This window comes from Streptomyces sp. NPDC052012 (assembly GCF_040689265.1).
Lineage (GTDB): Bacteria > Actinomycetota > Actinomycetes > Streptomycetales > Streptomycetaceae > Streptomyces.
This window is the reverse complement of record NZ_JBFAXA010000010.1, coordinates 86,961-101,745: the sequence shown is the minus strand read 5'-3', so window position 1 is coordinate 101,745 and position 14,785 is coordinate 86,961. Positions and strand designations below refer to the sequence as shown.

15 protein-coding genes are annotated in these 14,785 nt (G+C 71.9%); 11 read left to right on the top strand and 4 right to left on the bottom strand.

The window, feature by feature from the left end:
* Positions 1-41: 41 nt before the first annotated feature.
* The 9 genes from AB0412_RS18760 to AB0412_RS18720 all read left to right on the top strand — a co-directional run bounded on the left by AB0412_RS18760 (position 42) and on the right by AB0412_RS18720 (position 6,738).
* On the top strand, positions 42-734 hold the full coding sequence (locus tag AB0412_RS18760; protein WP_366403672.1) for a UbiX family flavin prenyltransferase: 693 nt from the start codon (positions 42-44) through the stop codon (positions 732-734).
* A gap of 64 nt (positions 735-798) precedes the next feature.
* Positions 799-1,257 carry an Lrp/AsnC family transcriptional regulator gene (locus tag AB0412_RS18755; RefSeq protein WP_366403671.1) on the top strand — a complete coding sequence of 153 codons (459 nt, stop codon included), beginning with the start codon at positions 799-801 and terminating at the stop codon, positions 1,255-1,257.
* A 58-nt stretch (positions 1,258-1,315) separates the two neighbouring features.
* Positions 1,316-2,479, top strand: coding sequence for an aminofutalosine synthase MqnE (mqnE, locus tag AB0412_RS18750; protein ID WP_366403670.1), 1,164 nt, complete (start codon positions 1,316-1,318; stop codon positions 2,477-2,479).
* Between the two features lie 193 nt (positions 2,480-2,672).
* Positions 2,673-3,332: a UdgX family uracil-DNA binding protein gene (locus AB0412_RS18745; protein ID WP_366403669.1), complete on the top strand. Its 660-nt coding sequence runs from the start codon at positions 2,673-2,675 to the stop codon at positions 3,330-3,332.
* A gap of 16 nt (positions 3,333-3,348) precedes the next feature.
* Positions 3,349-3,873, top strand: coding sequence for a GNAT family N-acetyltransferase (locus AB0412_RS18740; RefSeq protein WP_366403668.1), 525 nt, complete (start codon positions 3,349-3,351; stop codon positions 3,871-3,873).
* 98 nt (positions 3,874-3,971) lie between these two features.
* Entirely contained in the window at positions 3,972-4,271 is a 300-nt protein-coding gene (locus AB0412_RS18735) for a DUF4229 domain-containing protein (protein ID WP_366403667.1), read from the top strand.
* Positions 4,272-4,422: 151 nt separating this feature from the next.
* A complete protein-coding gene (locus AB0412_RS18730; RefSeq protein ID WP_366403666.1) occupies positions 4,423-4,524 on the top strand; it encodes a putative leader peptide in 102 nt (33 codons plus the stop codon).
* A gap of 79 nt (positions 4,525-4,603) precedes the next feature.
* Entirely contained in the window at positions 4,604-5,923 is a 1,320-nt protein-coding gene (locus AB0412_RS18725) for a dicarboxylate/amino acid:cation symporter (protein ID WP_366403665.1), read from the top strand.
* A 131-nt stretch (positions 5,924-6,054) separates the two neighbouring features.
* Positions 6,055-6,738, top strand: a complete 684-nt coding sequence (locus AB0412_RS18720) for a TetR/AcrR family transcriptional regulator (protein ID WP_366403664.1) — start codon at positions 6,055-6,057, stop codon at positions 6,736-6,738.
* On the opposite strand, the gene AB0412_RS18715 is transcribed toward AB0412_RS18720, so the two are convergent.
* Complete coding sequence (locus AB0412_RS18715) at positions 6,708-7,553, bottom strand: MaoC/PaaZ C-terminal domain-containing protein (RefSeq protein WP_366403663.1); 846 nt, start codon at positions 7,551-7,553, stop codon at positions 6,708-6,710. The two genes, AB0412_RS18720 and AB0412_RS18715, sit on opposite strands and share 31 nt — an antisense overlap.
* Positions 7,554-7,555: 2 nt before the next feature.
* Entirely contained in the window at positions 7,556-8,857 is a 1,302-nt protein-coding gene (locus AB0412_RS18710; protein ID WP_366403662.1) for a 3-oxoacyl-ACP reductase, read from the bottom strand.
* 99 nt (positions 8,858-8,956) lie between these two features.
* Between AB0412_RS18710 and AB0412_RS18705 the strand changes: the two genes are divergently transcribed.
* Together AB0412_RS18705 and AB0412_RS18700 are read left to right on the top strand one after the other, a co-directional pair.
* Complete coding sequence (locus AB0412_RS18705) at positions 8,957-10,243, top strand: acetyl-CoA C-acetyltransferase (RefSeq protein WP_366403661.1); 1,287 nt, start codon at positions 8,957-8,959, stop codon at positions 10,241-10,243.
* Positions 10,244-10,496: 253 nt separating this feature from the next.
* Complete coding sequence (locus AB0412_RS18700) at positions 10,497-12,425, top strand: long-chain fatty acid--CoA ligase (protein WP_366403660.1); 1,929 nt, start codon at positions 10,497-10,499, stop codon at positions 12,423-12,425.
* Here AB0412_RS18700 and AB0412_RS18695 read toward each other — a convergent pair whose 3' ends face one another.
* Positions 12,426-13,337 carry a LysR family transcriptional regulator gene (locus tag AB0412_RS18695; RefSeq protein ID WP_366403659.1) on the bottom strand — a complete coding sequence of 304 codons (912 nt, stop codon included), beginning with the start codon at positions 13,335-13,337 and terminating at the stop codon, positions 12,426-12,428.
* Positions 13,338-13,506: 169 nt separating this feature from the next.
* Positions 13,507-14,172: a class I SAM-dependent methyltransferase gene (locus tag AB0412_RS18690; RefSeq protein WP_366403658.1), complete on the bottom strand. Its 666-nt coding sequence runs from the start codon at positions 14,170-14,172 to the stop codon at positions 13,507-13,509.
* Positions 14,173-14,785 lie beyond the last annotated feature (613 nt).

Genomic DNA, 14,785 nt, shown 5'->3' with positions numbered 1-14,785 from the left:
TGACCGGTTCCCACCCTGCGAGGCCGGATAGGCTCGGGGGTGTGAACCCAGTCAAGCCAGGAGAGACGGCGCGTACGCCTTGGATCGTAGGGGTGTCCGGCGCATCCGGCACCCCTTATGCGGCCGCTGTGCTGCGTGCGCTGCTCGCCGCGGGCGAGAGCGTCGACCTGGTCGTGTCCCGGGCCTCGCGGCTCACCCTGCTCGACGAGACCCGGATCTCCTTCCGGGACGCCCACTGGCAGGACGACCTGCGGGCCTGGCTGTCCCGGGGCGCCGACGGCAAGCCCGGCACCTTCACCGTGGACATCGACGCCGTCCGGTACTGGGCCGCCGGTGACCTCGCGGCCGGGCCGTCCTCGGGGTCGTATCCGAGCAAGGGCATGCTGATCGTGCCCGCCTCCACGGCCTGTGTGGCCGGTGTCGCGCTCGGGCTGTCCAAGGACCTGCTGCAGCGGGCGGCGAGCGTCACCCTCAAGGAGCGGCGCACACTGGTCGTGGCCGTACGGGAGACCCCGCTGAACGGTCAGACCCTGCGGCACCTGGTCGCCCTCGACGACGCGGGAGCGACCGTGGTACCCGCCTCACCGGCCTTCTACGCGGGCGCGACGCACATCCAGGACCTGGTGGACTTCGTCGCCGGACGCGTACTCGACGCCGCGGGCGTCGAACACCGGCTCTACCGCCGCTGGCAGGGGGAGCTCGGCGGCGCAGACCCGACCCGGACGGCCACCTGAGCACCCCTCACGTACTTCTGACCCACGCACTCTTCAGACCTCTTCAGTGGAAGGCTTCGATCGCATGGACGCGGTGGACAGGCAGCTCATCCAGGCCCTGAGGGAGAACGGCCGGGCCTCCTACGCGGAGCTGGGGCGCCTCGTCGGTCTGTCGGGACCCAGCGTCACCGACCGCATCAACCGGCTGGAGGCGGCCGGTGTCATCACCGGGTACCGCGCCACCGTGGACGCCGCCTCGCTCGGTCTCGGCGTCACCGCCCTGATCGGCATCTCCCTGTCCGACGCCGCCGACCACGAGGACGTGGCGCAGCGGCTGAGGGACCTGCAGGAGATCGAGGACTGCTGGTTCATCGCCGGCGACGACTCCTTCATGCTCAAGGTGCGCGCGACCGACGTGGACGGCCTGGAGAAGATCATCCGCCGGCTGTCCGGCACGAAGGGCGTCTCCCGGACCCGTACGACGATCGTGCTCTCCACGAAGTGGGAGAACCGGGTGGGTGAGCTGCCCGAAGAGGTCCACTAGCCGGAGCGTACGGTGGGTCGGGTCTGTCTTCTTGGACTTCTCGGAAAGAGGTATCGGCATGGACGTCGGGCTCAAGCGCGAGCTGGAGGAGAAGGTCCGCTCCGGTGAGCGGCTGACCCGCGAGGACGGCATCGCGCTGTACGAGTCGGACGACCTGGCCTGGCTCGGCGGCCTGGCGCACGAGGTGCGGACGCGGCTGAACGGCGACGTCGTGCACTTCAACGTCAACCGGCATCTCAACATGACGAACGTGTGCACCGCCTCCTGTGCGTACTGCTCCTTCCAGCGCAAGCCGGGGGAGAAGGACGCGTACACGATGCGCATCGAGGAGGCGGTGAAGCTCGCCAAGGAGATGGAGTCGGAGAACCTCACCGAGCTGCACATCGTCAACGGGCTGCACCCGAACCTGCCGTGGCGCTACTACCCGCGGTCGCTGAGGGAACTGAAGGCCGCGCTGCCGAACGTGTCGCTGAAGGCGTTCACGGCGACGGAGATCCATCACTTCGAGACGATCTCCGGGCTGAGCGCGTCCGAGATCCTCGACGAACTGATCGACGCGGGGCTGGAATCGCTCACCGGTGGTGGCGCGGAGATCTTCGACTGGGAGGTCCGGCAGCACATCGTGGACCACCGCACCCACTGGGAGGACTGGTCCCGGATCCACCGGCTGGCCCACGAGAAGGGTCTGAGGACCCCGTGCACCATGCTGTACGGCCACATCGAGGAGCCGCGCCACCGGGTGGACCACGTGCTGCGGCTGCGTGAGCTCCAGGACGAGACCGGCGGCTTCCAGGTCTTCATCCCGCTGCGCTACCAGCACGACTTCGTGGACATGAAGGACGGCAAGGTCAGGAACCGGCTCCAGGCGCGGACGCAGATGGCGACGGGGGCGGAGGCGCTGAAGACGTTCGCGGTGTCGCGGCTGCTGTTCGACAACGTGCCGCACGTCAAGGTGTTCTGGGTGATGCACGGGGTGCAGACGGCGCAGCTGGCGTTGCAGCACGGGGCGGACGACATGGACGGGTCGGTCGTCGAGTACAAGATCACGCATGACGCGGACAACTACGGGACGCCGAGCAAGCTGACCCGCGAGGATCTGCTGGATCTGATCCGGGACGCCGGCTTCCGGCCGGTGGAGCGGAACACGCGGTACGAGATCATCCGGGAGTACGAGGGGCCGGATCCGGCGCGCCGGGAGTCGCCTCAGCCGATGAGGGTCTGAGGGGCGCTTGAGGGGTGGGCGGCTTCGGTCGTTCGGCGGCTGCGGGTCCGTTGTGGCTGGTCGCGCAGTTCCCCGCGCCCCTTCAGGTTGGTCGGCTGAACCCACCTTCAGGGGCGCGGGGAACTGCGCGAGCAACCCCCACGCGCCCGCAGCCGGCAGGGGTCCGCATCCGTACGGCGGGTACCCGGGCCCCATGTCCACCACCCGAGCCCCCGAAGACGCCTACACGGCCGAACCCTTCCTCCCGGAGCGGCTCACCCTCCCCGCCCTGCGCCAGGCGGCAGCCACCTGCCGCGGCTGCCCTCTGCACCGGGACGCCACGCAGACCGTCTTCGGCGTCGGCGGCAAAGACGCCCGCGTCATGCTCGTGGGAGAGCAGCCCGGCGATCAGGAGGACCGGCAGGGGAAACCCTTCGTCGGCCCCGCGGGGAAGCTGCTAGACCGGGCGCTGGAAGAAGCCGGCCTCGACCCGGCGGACGCGTACGTCACCAACGCCGTGAAGCACTTCAAGTTCACCCAGGCCGAACCCCGCAAGCGCCGCATCCACAAGGCGCCGTCGCTGCGGGAGATGACCGCGTGCGGCCCCTGGCTGGCCGCCGAGCTGGCCGTCGTGGAACCGGAGCTGATCGTGGTCCTCGGCGCGAGCGCGGGCAAGGCGCTGCTCGGCTCGTCGTTCCGGGTCGGGGAGGTGCGCGGGGCGCTGCTGGAGCGCGAGATCCATGGCCGTCCGGAGAAGCTGCTGGCCACGGTCCACCCCTCGTCGGTCCTGCGGGCGCGGGACGACAAGGAGCGGAAGGCGGCGTACGAGGGACTGGTCGCGGACCTGAAAGTGGCTGCGGAGGCCCTTGGGTAAGGGTTACTGTGCCTGCATGCCTCTTACCTTCACGCTCGATCCCGCAGTGACTCCTGACCTCCGCGACGGCATCCTCGATCTGTGGGCCGACGTCAGCAACGCCGGAGGTGCTGTCGGGTTCGTGCCGCCCGTCGGCCGGGAGGAGATCCGCCCCGAGCTGATGCGGCAGTTCGCGGCGATGGCGGAGGAGCGGTCCCGGCTGCTCGTCGGGCACGACGAGGAGGGGCGGGTGGCCGCCACGGCGTTCCTCACGCGCAACACCCACCGGCTGATGACCCACTGGATCTGGCTCTACACGGTGATGGTCCACCCCCGGCACCAGGGCAAGGGCTACGGGCGTGACCTCCTCGCGGCGGCCGAGGGCGCCGCTCGCGGCATGGACGGCATCGAGGCGATCCGGCTCACCTGTCGCGGGGGCCTCGGCCTGGAGCGCTTCTACGCCTCCTGCGGCTACAAGGAGGTCGGCCGCGTCCCGGACGCGATCCGCGTGGCGCCGGGCGACGACCGGGACGACGTCGTGCTGCTGCTGCCGCTGAGCTGAGGCCCGGGGGCTCCTTCGCACCCCCCTGAAAGATCAGCGTCCCGGCATGCTTCACTGGACGGTGCCTCTTTGTGCCAGAAACGGAAGAGTGGATTGAGATGCTCCGCTACACGCTGATGCGCCTCGGGATCTTCGCGGGCTGCCTCGTGGTGGTCTGGGGTCTCGTCTACTCCGGCCTCGCCCCGCGCGGCCTCGGCGACTCCAACGGCCTGTGGGTCGTGCTGCTCGCGCTGCTGATCTCGGCCCCGATCAGCTTCGTCGTGCTGCGCAAGGAGCGGGACCGCGCCTCCGAGCGGATCGTGCAGCGGGTGGACCGGGTGAAGGCGAACCTGGAGGCCAACCGCAAGCAGGAGGACGACGTCGACGACGCCGCTCGCGCGCAGGGGACGGCTTCGTAAGGTCCGTCACAGCGGCCTCACGCGTTCACAGCGCCCCGGTCTCCGGAATCACCGGAAACCGGGGCGCTTTGTGATGTGTGGGCACTTTCCGCCTCGCGCCTGCCAAAGTAAGGCTTTGAGGTTCTCAAAGTTGAAGTGTTAAGGTCTCCGGGTGAAGTCAGCAGCCGTGTTCCCCACGCCCCGGAGTGTTCCGCTCGTGGCGCGCCTGCACGTGGACCTCTGCCGGGTCGCCTCCGCGAGCTGTCGTCCCTGACGCCTCGGGCGACACCACCGCCCCTCGCCGCGCCGCAGGACCACCACGTCACATTTCTCACGCGTCCCCTTAACGGAGCATGTCCGTGTCCACGAACACGAAGTCCTTCTCGCTGCCCTTCCGGGCACCCTTCTGGGCCCAGATACTCGCCGGTCTCGTCCTGGGCGTCCTGCTCGGCTGGCTCGCCCGCAGCCAGGACGTGTCCTGGCTGGTCACGACCCTGGAGAAGGTCGGCGGCACCTTCATCGGCCTGCTGAAGCTGGCCGTCGCCCCGCTGGTCTTCTTCGCGATCCTGGTGTCGATCACCAATCTGCGGAAGGTCAACAACGCGGCCCGGCTGGCGTCGCGCACCCTCCTCTGGTTCATGATCACCTCGCTGATCGCGGTGGCGATCGGCCTGGGCATCGGCCTGATCACCAACCCGGGCTCCGGCACCGGCCTCACCCCGGCGGACGGCGCCGCGCCGGACAAGACCGGCTCCTGGATCGACTTCCTCACCGGCATCGTCCCGACCGACGTCATCACGCCGTTCACCGAGCTGAACGTGCTCCAGATCGTCTTCATGGCCGCCGTCGCCGGCATCGCCGCGCTCCAGCTCGGTGAGAAGGCGCAGCCGATCCTCACGCTGAGCGAGTCCGTGCTCGAGCTGCTGCAGAAGGCCCTGTGGTGGGTCATCCGGCTCGCGCCGCTCGGCACCGTGGGTCTGATCGGCAACGCGATCGCCACGTACGGCTGGGACCTGATCGGCAAGTACGCGACCTTCACCGCCGACATCTACGTCGGCTGCCTCATCGTCCTCTTCGGCGTCTACCCGGCGCTGCTCGCCGGCGTGGCCAAGGTCAACCCGGTGCAGTTCTTCAAGGGCGCCTGGCCCGCGATCCAGCTGGCGTTCGTGTCGCGGTCGTCGGTGGGCACCATGCCGCTGACGCAGAAGGTCACGGAGCGGCTGGGAGTGCCGAAGGAGTACGCCTCCTTCGCGGTGCCGTTCGGCGCGACGACGAAGATGGACGGCTGCGCGGCCATCTACCCGGCGATCGCCGCGATCTTCGTCGCCCAGATCTTCGACATCCAGCTGGGCATCGGCGACTACCTGCTGATCGCGTTCGTGTCGGTGGTCGGCTCCGCCGCGACGGCCGGTCTGACCGGCGCGACGGTGATGCTGACGCTGACCCTGTCCACGCTGGGTCTGCCGATGGAGGGCGTGGGCCTGCTGCTGGCCATCGACCCCATCCTCGACATGATCCGCACCGCCACCAACGTCGCCGGCCAGGCCCTGGTCCCGGTCATCGTCTCGGCCCGCGAGAAGCTCCTGGACCGCGACGCCTACGACTCGGTCCACGCGTCCCCGGTGGACGAGGCGCCGGTCCAGGACAGGGAGCCGGTCCCGGCCACGGCGTGACGCCTGCCCCCGCACACGCGGCACCGCCGGTCTCGGTCCGAGGCCGGCGGTGTGGTGTACCCGGACCCCGGCAGCGGCGGCAGGAGCGACGGCGGCGCCCGGGGCCTCCGGCGCCCCGTACGCTAATCCTCATGCCAGCCGTGAAGACCAAGCGGATGCCGCGTGCGGTGCGGGAACAGCAGATGCTGGACGCCGCCGTACAGACCTTCGGCCAGCGGGGCTACATGGCCGCGTCGATGGATGAGATCGCCGAACTGGCGGGTGTGTCCAAGCCGTTGGTCTACCTGTACCTGAACTCGAAGGAAGACCTGTTCAGCGCGTGCATCCGCCGTGAGGCCAAGGCCCTCACCGAGGCCGTGCGGGCCGGCGCCCGGCCGGACCTGCCGGCCGACCGGCAACTCTGGTCCGGCCTGACCGCGTTCTTCACGCACACCGCCCGCCACCCGGACGGCTGGGCCGTCCTGCATCTGCAGGCCCGCACGCACGGCGAGGTCTTCGCCGGTGAGGTCGCCGCGATGCGCGCGGAGATCGTGGCGTTCGTGACGCAGCTGATCCTCGCCGCCGCCCGCGACGCCCACCGTGACCCGGACCTCCCGGCGGCCGAGGTCTCCGGGCTCGCCGAGGCGCTCGTCGGCGCCGCCGAGTCGCTGGCCGACTGGGCCAACTCCACCCCCGGCGTCACCGCCCGCCAGGCCGCGGCCACCCTGATGAACTTCGCCTGGGCCGGCCTCGGCGATCTCATGGCCGGCCGCCGGTGGGCGCCGCCGGAGGACGAGGACCCGGCTCAGGACGCGAGCACCTCACCGGTCACGTGAAGTCTCCCGCCGTCCGGTCCGCGTAGCTCGAACCGGCCGTCCCGCGCCGCGTACGTCACCGACCCCGGCAGCAGCACCGGCGCCCTGAACTCCGCCCGCACCGTCGCCGCCTCGGGCACCCCGTGCGCGGCCAGGCAGCGGGCCACCGTCCACATGCCGTGCGCGATGGCGCGCGGGAAGCCGAAGAGACGGGCGGTGAGCGGGTGCAGATGGATCGGGTTGCGGTCGCCGGACGCGGCGCCGTAGCGGCGGCCCAGGTCGGCGGGCAGACGCCACTGCGAGAGGGCGGGGAGCGGCTCGGGGCTCCTGCGTTCCTCGGGCGGGTGGCCGGTGCCGCGATGGCGGGCCAGATAGGTGCTGCGGGACTCCCAGACGACGGCGCCCTCCGTGCGCAGTTCGGTGACCACCGCCGCCTGGGTGCCGCGTCGATGGGGTGCCAGGCCGTCGACGTACACGCGGAGTTCGTACTCTCCCGTCGCCGGGAGCGTGCGGTGACGCGTGATGCGGATCGACGTGTGGACCAGGCCCAGCAGCGGCAGCGGGAAGCCTCGGTCGCTCATCAGGCGCATGGCCAGCGGGAAGCCCAGGACGTGCGGATACGTCACCGGCAGCGCGTCCTCGCCGGTGGGGAAGCCGCACACCCTCTCGTACGCCGCCAGGCGGGCCAGGTCGACCCGCAGGCCGGGGAGCACCAGGCGGGTGCGCGGGAACGGCGCGTCGGGGCGGGGGCGTTTGAAGGGGGAGAGAAGGGCGCCCCGGGTGAGGAGGGGTGCGAGGGAGGGGCGGCCGGAGAGGACGACCTCGGGCTCGGTCATGCTCACGCCCCCAGCAGGCTCTGGCCGCAGACCCGCACGACCTGGCCGTTGACCGCGCCGGAGGCCGGGTGGGCGAGCCAGGCCGTGGTCTCGGCGACGTCCACCGGCAGGCCGCCCTGCGCCAGGGAGTTCATACGGCGCCCCGCCTCACGGATCAGCAACGGGACGGCCGCCGTCATCCTCGTCTCGATGAAGCCGGGCGCCACCGCGTTCACCGTGACCCCGTGTTCGGCGAGCGCACGGGGCGCGAGGGAGCGGACCAGGCCGGTGATGCCCGCCTTGCTCGCGCCGTAGTTCGTCTGGCCGGCGTTCCCGGCGATGCCCGCGATGGAGGCCGTGGCGACGATACGGCCGCCCTGCCTGAGGGTCCCGGCGGCCAGGAGCGCGTCGGTCGTGCGCAGCACGCTCGCCAGGTTCACCTCCAGGACCGGGGCCCAGCGCTCGGCGGGCATGTTGGCCAGGCGCCGGTCACGGGTGATGCCGGCGTTGTGGACGAGGACGTCGAGGCCGCCCGGGAGGGCCTCGGCGATGCGCGCGCCCGCGTCGGCGGCGGTGATGTCGAGGGGGAGGGCCGTGCCGCCGATCCGGGCGGCGACACGGCGGGCGTCCGCCTCGGCCTGCGGCACGTCGAGGACGACCACCTTCGCGCCGTCCCGGGCCAGCGTCTCGGCGACCGCCTCGCCGATGCCGCGCGCCGCGCCGGTGACCAGCGCGGTGCGGCCGGTGAGGGGACGGGTCCAGTCCCCGGGGGCGGTGACGTCCTGGGCGCCGACCTCGATCACCTGGCCGCTGACGTAGGCGGACCTGGGGGAGAGGAGGAAGCGGAGGGTGGACTCGGCGGCGGTGGCGTCGGTGAGGCGGACCAGGTTGACGGTCCTGCCCCGGCCGATCTCCTTGCCGAGGGAGCGGGTGAAACCCTCCAACGCCTGCTGGGCCGCGGCCTGGTGGTGGTCGGCCGGGTCGAGGGGGGCGCCGAGGACCACGACGCGGCCGCTCGCGGCGACCGAGCGGACCACGGGATGCAGGGCCGCGTGCACATCGGCGAGGCCCTCCACGTCCCGGACACCGGTGGCGTCCAGGACGACCGCCGCCGGGTGGCCGTCGTCGGCGGTGAGGCCCGTGCGGGCGAGGACCGGCGCGAGGTCGAGGCCGGAGGTGCCCGCGGTGAGGTGCAGCAGGCCGCCGTCCAGGTCCGGCCGCTCGGGCGAGAAGCGCCTCAGCGCCGCGGGCTGGGGCAGGCCCAGGCGGCGGGTGAGGAAGCGGCCGGGCGCGGTGCCGGTGAAGCTCAGATAGCGGTCGGCCATGTGCGACTCCCAGCAGGGTGTGAGGGGCTCACTTCTGTGCTTACTCTGGAGTAAGGTTACCGGAGGTAAGCCTATGTCACCGGTGAGGAGCAGGTCGAGATGAGCCCCCTGGAACCGACGGCCGTGCGACGCGTCGCGATCATCGGCGGCAGCCGCATCCCCTTCGCCCGCTCCGACGGCCCGTACGCCACCGCCTCCAACCAGGAGATGCTCACCGCCGCCCTGGACGGCCTCGTCGAGCGGTACGGACTGCACGAGCCGGGCGCGGTCGGCGAGTTCGTCGCCGGGGCCGTGCTCAAGCACAGCCGGGACTTCAACCTCGCCCGGGAGACCGTCCTCGGCTCCGCGCTGGACGCCCGCACGCCCGCGTACGACATCCAGCAGGCCTGCGGCACCGGCCTCCAGGCCGTCGTCGCCGCCGCCAACAAGATCGCCCTCGGCCAGACCCGGTCCGCGATCGCGGGCGGCGCGGACACCGCGAGCGACGCGCCCCTCGGCGTCAACGACACGCTGCGCAAGGTGCTGCTGGAGGCGCGTCGCGCCAAGTCCCTGGGCGCCCGGGTGAAGGCCCTGGCCAAGGTGCGGCCGGGCCACCTCGTGCCCGACATCCCGCGCAACGCCGAACCCCGCACCGGGCTGTCCATGGGGGAGCACGCGGCCGTCACCGCACGCGCCTGGGGAATCGGCCGCGAGGCCCAGGACGAACTGGCGGCGACCAGCCACCAGCGGCTGGCGGCGGCGTACGAACGCGGCTTCTTCCAGGACCTGGTGGTGCCCTTCCGTGGTCTGGCCCGCGACCAGAACCTGCGCCCCGGGTCGACCGTGGAGAAACTCGCCGCGCTCAAGCCGGTGTTCGGGCTGGACGGCCCCGAACCGACCATGACGGCGGGCAACTCGACCCCGCTGACGGACGGTGCCGCCGTGGTGCTGCTCGCGAGCGAGGAGTGGGCCGAGGAGCGGGGGCTGGAGCCGCTGGCCCACCTGACCGCGTACGAGACCGCCGCCGTGGACTTCGTGGCGGGCGATGTCGCGGGCGGCGAGGACGGGCTGCTGATGGCACCGGCGTACGCGGTGCCGCGCATGCTGGAGCGCGCCGGGCTGGGCATGGAGGACTTCGATCTCGTCGAGGTGCACGAGGCGTTCGCCTCGCAGGTGCTCGCCACGCTGGCCGCCTGGGAGAAGCGCGGCCTGGCACCGGTGGACCGTGCGCGGCTGAACGTGGCGGGCTCGTCGCTGGCGACGGGGCACCCCTTCGCCGCCACCGGCGCCCGTATCGTCGCCACCCTGGCGAAGCTGCTCGCCGAACGGGACGCGCCCGCCCGGGGGTTGATCTCCGTGTGCGCGGCGGGCGGCCAGGGCGTGACCGCGATCCTGGAGCGGGCGTGACGGCCCGCACCCGTGCCCGTGAACGCCCCTCGCACAGAAGCTGAGTGGCCCTCACATAACCGCCGACGTTGCACACGCCCGGCTCCGGATCATCCCCGGACCCGCACAAACCCCCCATGAGAGGGCCGTACGATCCCCAGACCGAACCGGTGGTAACCCCTTTCCCCGGGGTGCCGCCGGTGAGTGCCTCCACCTGCGAGGCCCGTACCTCATGGCAGCCGGCCGCATGGCCGCACGCCCCAGGAGCCGCCCCGTGTCCACTGCGTATTCCTCCGCCACCGGTGACGAGTACGGCGCGCCCGTGCTGGTCGAGCCCGAGATCCGGCGGCTGGACGGCGCCGTGCGGGAAGCCGCCGTACCGCCGTTCGCCAAGCCGGTGCGGCACGGTTCGCTCGCCGACCTGCCCTTCGACAACGCGCACGCGGCCCCGCACTCCGTGGTCCTCAGCCGCAAGGCGGGGGACGGCGGCTGGGCCGACGTCACGGCCGCCGAGTTCGCCGAGCAGGTGCAGGCGGTCGCGAAGGGACTGATCGCCGAAGGGCTGATGCCGGGCGACCGGGTCGCCGTCATGGCCCGCACGATCTACGAGTGGACCCTGATCGACTTCGCCGCCTGGGCGGCCGGACTGGTCACCGTCCCCGTCTACCCGACCTCCTCCGTCTACCAGGCCTGCTGGATCCTGCACGACTCGGGCGCGGCCGCCCTGATCACGGAGACCGCGGGACAGGCCGCCGCCCTCGGCCCCGAACTGGGACGGCTGCCCGACCTGCGGCACGTGTGGGTCGTGGAGAAGGACCACGTCCAGCGGCTGGCGGAGGCGGGAGCGCACGTACCCGACGCGGAGGTGGAGGTGCGCCGGGGCATGTCGGTCCCCGACACCCTCGCCACCCTGATCTACACCTCGGGCACCACCGGACGCCCCAAGGGCTGCGCCCTCACCCACGGCAACTTCTTCGCCGAGGTCGACAACGCCATCGAACTGCTGTACCCGATCTTCAAGGCGCGGACCAGCGAAGAGGCCTCCGTGCTGCTCTTCCTGCCGATGTCCCACGTCTTCGGCCGGATGGTCGCCGTCGCCTGCGTGCGGGCCCGGGTACGGCTCGGGCACGCGCCCAGCCTGAAGGCGGAGGACCTGCTGCCCGACCTGGGCAGCTTCCGCCCCACCTGTCTGCTGACCATCCCCTACATGCTGGAGAAGGTCTTCAACAGCGCCCGCGCCAAGGCGGAGGCGGGCGGACGCGTCTCCACCTTCGACCGCGCGGCGGCGGTGGCCCGCCGCTACGGCGAAGCCCTCGAGGCGCGGCAGACCGGCACCGGGCCCGGCCCCGGCCGCTCCCTGAAGGCGGCCCGCGCCCTGTACGACCCGCTGGTCTACCGCCGTATCCGCAACGCCATGGGAGGCCGCGTCCGCTACGCCATCTGCGGCGGCTCCCCGCTCGGCCGGCCGCTCGCCGCGTTCTTCGCCGGCGCCGGCATCGAGATCTTCGAGGGCTACGGCCTGACCGAGACGACGGGCGCGTCCACCGTCACGCCTCCGCTCAAACCCAAGCTCGGCACGGTGGGCTGGCCGCTGCCCGGCACCCGGGTGCGGATCGCGGCCGACGGGGAGATCCTGATCTCCGGCGACCATGTGCTGCGCGGCTACTGGGATGCGCAGGCCGGCGGCGTCGTCCCGGCCGCCCCCGACGGCTGGCTCGCGACCGGCGACATCGGCGAACTGGACGACGAGGGATACCTGACCATCACCGGCCGCAAGAAGGAAATGCTGATCACGGCGGGCGGCAAGAGCGTCGCCCCGGCCCCGCTGGAGAACTGGCTGCGCTCCCACCCGCTGATCTCCCAGTGCATGCTCGTGGGCGACGGCCGCCCCTACGTGTCGGCGCTGATCACCCTCGACCCCGACGGCATCACCCACTGGCGCCGCATGAACGGCAAGCATCCCGTCCCACCGGAACTCCTCACCGACGACGAGGAGTTGCACGCCGTCCTGCAACGCGCCCTGGACGAGGCGAACAAGACGCTCTCCCGGCCCGAGTCCATCCGCCGCTTCATGATCCTGCCCGCGGACTTCACGGAGGAGGCGGGCCATCTGACGCCGTCGATGAAGCTGCGCAGGGATGTGATCCTGAAGGACTTCGCGGCGGAGGTGGAGGCGCTGTACGGGGGACAGGCAGGAGCCTGATCAGGCAGTGGGCGTGGGGGCGTTGCGGCGGCAGCTGTCCACCACCGTGTCGGCGAAGGCGCGCGCCAAGGGGGTGAGGGAGTCCCAGCGGCGGACCGCCCAGCCCACCGACAGCGGGCGCAGGGCGCGGATCGGGACCAGGCGCAGGGGCCCCTCGTCGCCCGGTATGGAGTGCCCCGGCAGCGCGGGCACCACCGCCCGGCCCAGTCCCAGCTCGGCGAGCAGCAGCGCGGTGTCCCAGTCGGCGACGCTCGTATCGAAGGTGAAGCGGACCCCGGCCTCCGCGCAGGCCGTGTCCAGATGGGCGGCGGACGTCGAGTTGGGCGGCAGCCGTATCAGGCGCAGGTCGCGCAGCTCTCCGGGGTCGACGTGCGGGCGTGCGGCGAGCGGATCGTCCGACCGCACCGCCAGCACCCACGGCAGGTCCAGCACGGGGCGCTGTTCGATGCCCCGCACGGGCCCGCCCAAGGTGATCCACGCGAGGTCCAGCCTGCTGTCGGCCAGCGCGTCGAAACAGCCCCGGCTGGAGCTCTCGGTACGGAACTCCAGGCTGACGTCGGGGTGACGCTGCCGGAAGGAGACGACCGCCTCCGACATGAAGTGCCGTACGGTCGTCGCGCCCGTGGCGACCCGTACCGAGCCGCTCTCGCCGTCCACCAGCTCCCGCAGCCGGCGCAGCGCCAGATCCAGACCGGCGAGGCCCTCCGAGGCCGCCGCCTCCAGCAGCCGGCCGGCCTGCGTCGGCACGACCCCGCGCGGCTGCCGCTCCAGCAGGCTGACGCCGGTCTCCCGCTCCAGCCGCTTCACATGCTGGCTCACCGCCGACTGCGTGCACGCCAGATCACGCGCCACCGCACTGAGGCTGCCGGCCCGGCACACGGCCACGAACACGCGCAGGTCGTCCAGAGTCACAACACCCAAGCTAACACTTGGGTGTTGAGCACAGAATCCAAGGATTGACTGTGCCTGGCGCATCGACGACGATCTCCACAGGGCCCAGGGCGGCAACCCGCTCACCGCCCCCGCCGAGGTCCGGACCATGAGCGGGGGAGCCTGAGCGGGTGCCGACCCACCCCGGGTTCTACAGGGGCGTACGAGCGATCAGGTACGCCTGCGGGGTGGTGTCACCGAGTTGCTCGTCCGCCGCGCGCACCGAGTGCAGGACGATCCTGAATCCGGCCGCCTCCAGCAGCGCGGCGATCCGTTCCGGGCGGCGGCGCTGGAAGTCCAGGGAGACCGGGTGGCCGAAGGGGCGCTCGTGGCGCCGAGGTTCGTCCCCGACCTGGAAGGCGAGCAGGAGATGACCGCCGGGCTGCAGGACGCGCCGGAACTCCGTGAAGGCGGTGGGTAGTTCGCTTTCGGGGAGGTGGATCGTCGAGTACAGGGAGACCACGCCGGCGAGGGCTCCGTCCGGTACGTCCAGCCGCAGCATCGAGCCGTGCACGAAGCGGAGGCCGGGGTGCTCGCGGCGGGCGATGCCGAGCATGGACTCCGACAGGTCGAGCCCGAAGACGGACAGGCCGAGGGAGGCGAGATACGCCGTGCCCCGGCCCGGCCCGCACCCGACATCGGCCACCTCCCCACCGTCCCCGACCAGTTCGGCGAAGCCGGCCAGCAGCGCCCGGTCCAGCGGCTTGGCGTCGAGCCAGTCACGGAAGAGCGTGGCGTAATCCTCGGCGACGGCGTCGTAGAAGGCGCGGGTGGTGTCCAGGTGGCGGGCGTCGGCGCCGGCATGGGCATCAGTCATGCCCGCGCACGCTACCGCCCCCCACTGACACGACACCGGCTGCCACCGATCCCGCCACCGCCCTGGAGACCACGGCAGGCATGACTGCGCCGGCATGAAGACCACGGCAGGCATGACTGCGCCGGCATGAAGACCACGGCAGGCATGACTACGCCGGCGTGGAGGCCAGACAAGCATGCCGGTGCCGCCCGGCTTCGGTGGCAGCCGTTCGGTTCATCTGCCACGCTGCCCGGGTTCGGCGGCAGCCGTTCGGTTCATCTGCCGCGCTGCCTGGGTTCGGCGGCAGCCGTTCGGTTCATCTGCCGGGCTGCCTGGGCTCGGCGGCGATCACTCGGTTCAGGCGCCCCGCTGCCTGGGTTCGGCGGCAGTCGCTCGGCTCAGCCGCCGCGCTGTCCGGGTTCGGTGGCAGCCGTTCGGTTCAGCTGCCGTGCCGCTCGGGCTCGGCGGCGACCGCTCGGTTCAGCCGCCCCGCCGCCTGGCTTCGGGGCAGTCGCTCGGTTCAGCTGCCGCGCTGCCTGGGTTCGGTGGCAGCCGTTCGGTTCAGCTGCCGTGCCGCTCGGGCTCGGCGGCGACCGCTCGGTTCAGCCGCCCCGCCGCCTGGCTTCGGGGCAGT

Coding starts and splice junctions, on each gene's coding strand:
- AB0412_RS18740 (WP_366403668.1), top strand. CDS start 3,349: ATGCCTCTTACCTTCACGCTCGATCCCGCAGTGACTCCTGACCTCCGC.
- AB0412_RS18705 (WP_366403661.1), top strand. CDS start 8,957: ATGAGCCCCCTGGAACCGACGGCCGTGCGACGCGTCGCGATCATCGGC.
- AB0412_RS18735 (WP_366403667.1), top strand. CDS start 3,972: ATGCTCCGCTACACGCTGATGCGCCTCGGGATCTTCGCGGGCTGCCTC.
- AB0412_RS18690 (WP_366403658.1), bottom strand. CDS start 14,172: ATGACTGATGCCCATGCCGGCGCCGACGCCCGCCACCTGGACACCACC.
- AB0412_RS18720 (WP_366403664.1), top strand. CDS start 6,055: ATGCCAGCCGTGAAGACCAAGCGGATGCCGCGTGCGGTGCGGGAACAG.
- AB0412_RS18755 (WP_366403671.1), top strand. CDS start 799: ATGGACGCGGTGGACAGGCAGCTCATCCAGGCCCTGAGGGAGAACGGC.
- AB0412_RS18715 (WP_366403663.1), bottom strand. CDS start 7,553: ATGACCGAGCCCGAGGTCGTCCTCTCCGGCCGCCCCTCCCTCGCACCC.
- AB0412_RS18725 (WP_366403665.1), top strand. CDS start 4,604: ATGTCCGTGTCCACGAACACGAAGTCCTTCTCGCTGCCCTTCCGGGCA.
- AB0412_RS18710 (WP_366403662.1), bottom strand. CDS start 8,857: ATGGCCGACCGCTATCTGAGCTTCACCGGCACCGCGCCCGGCCGCTTC.
- mqnE (WP_366403670.1), top strand. CDS start 1,316: ATGGACGTCGGGCTCAAGCGCGAGCTGGAGGAGAAGGTCCGCTCCGGT.
- AB0412_RS18745 (WP_366403669.1), top strand. CDS start 2,673: ATGTCCACCACCCGAGCCCCCGAAGACGCCTACACGGCCGAACCCTTC.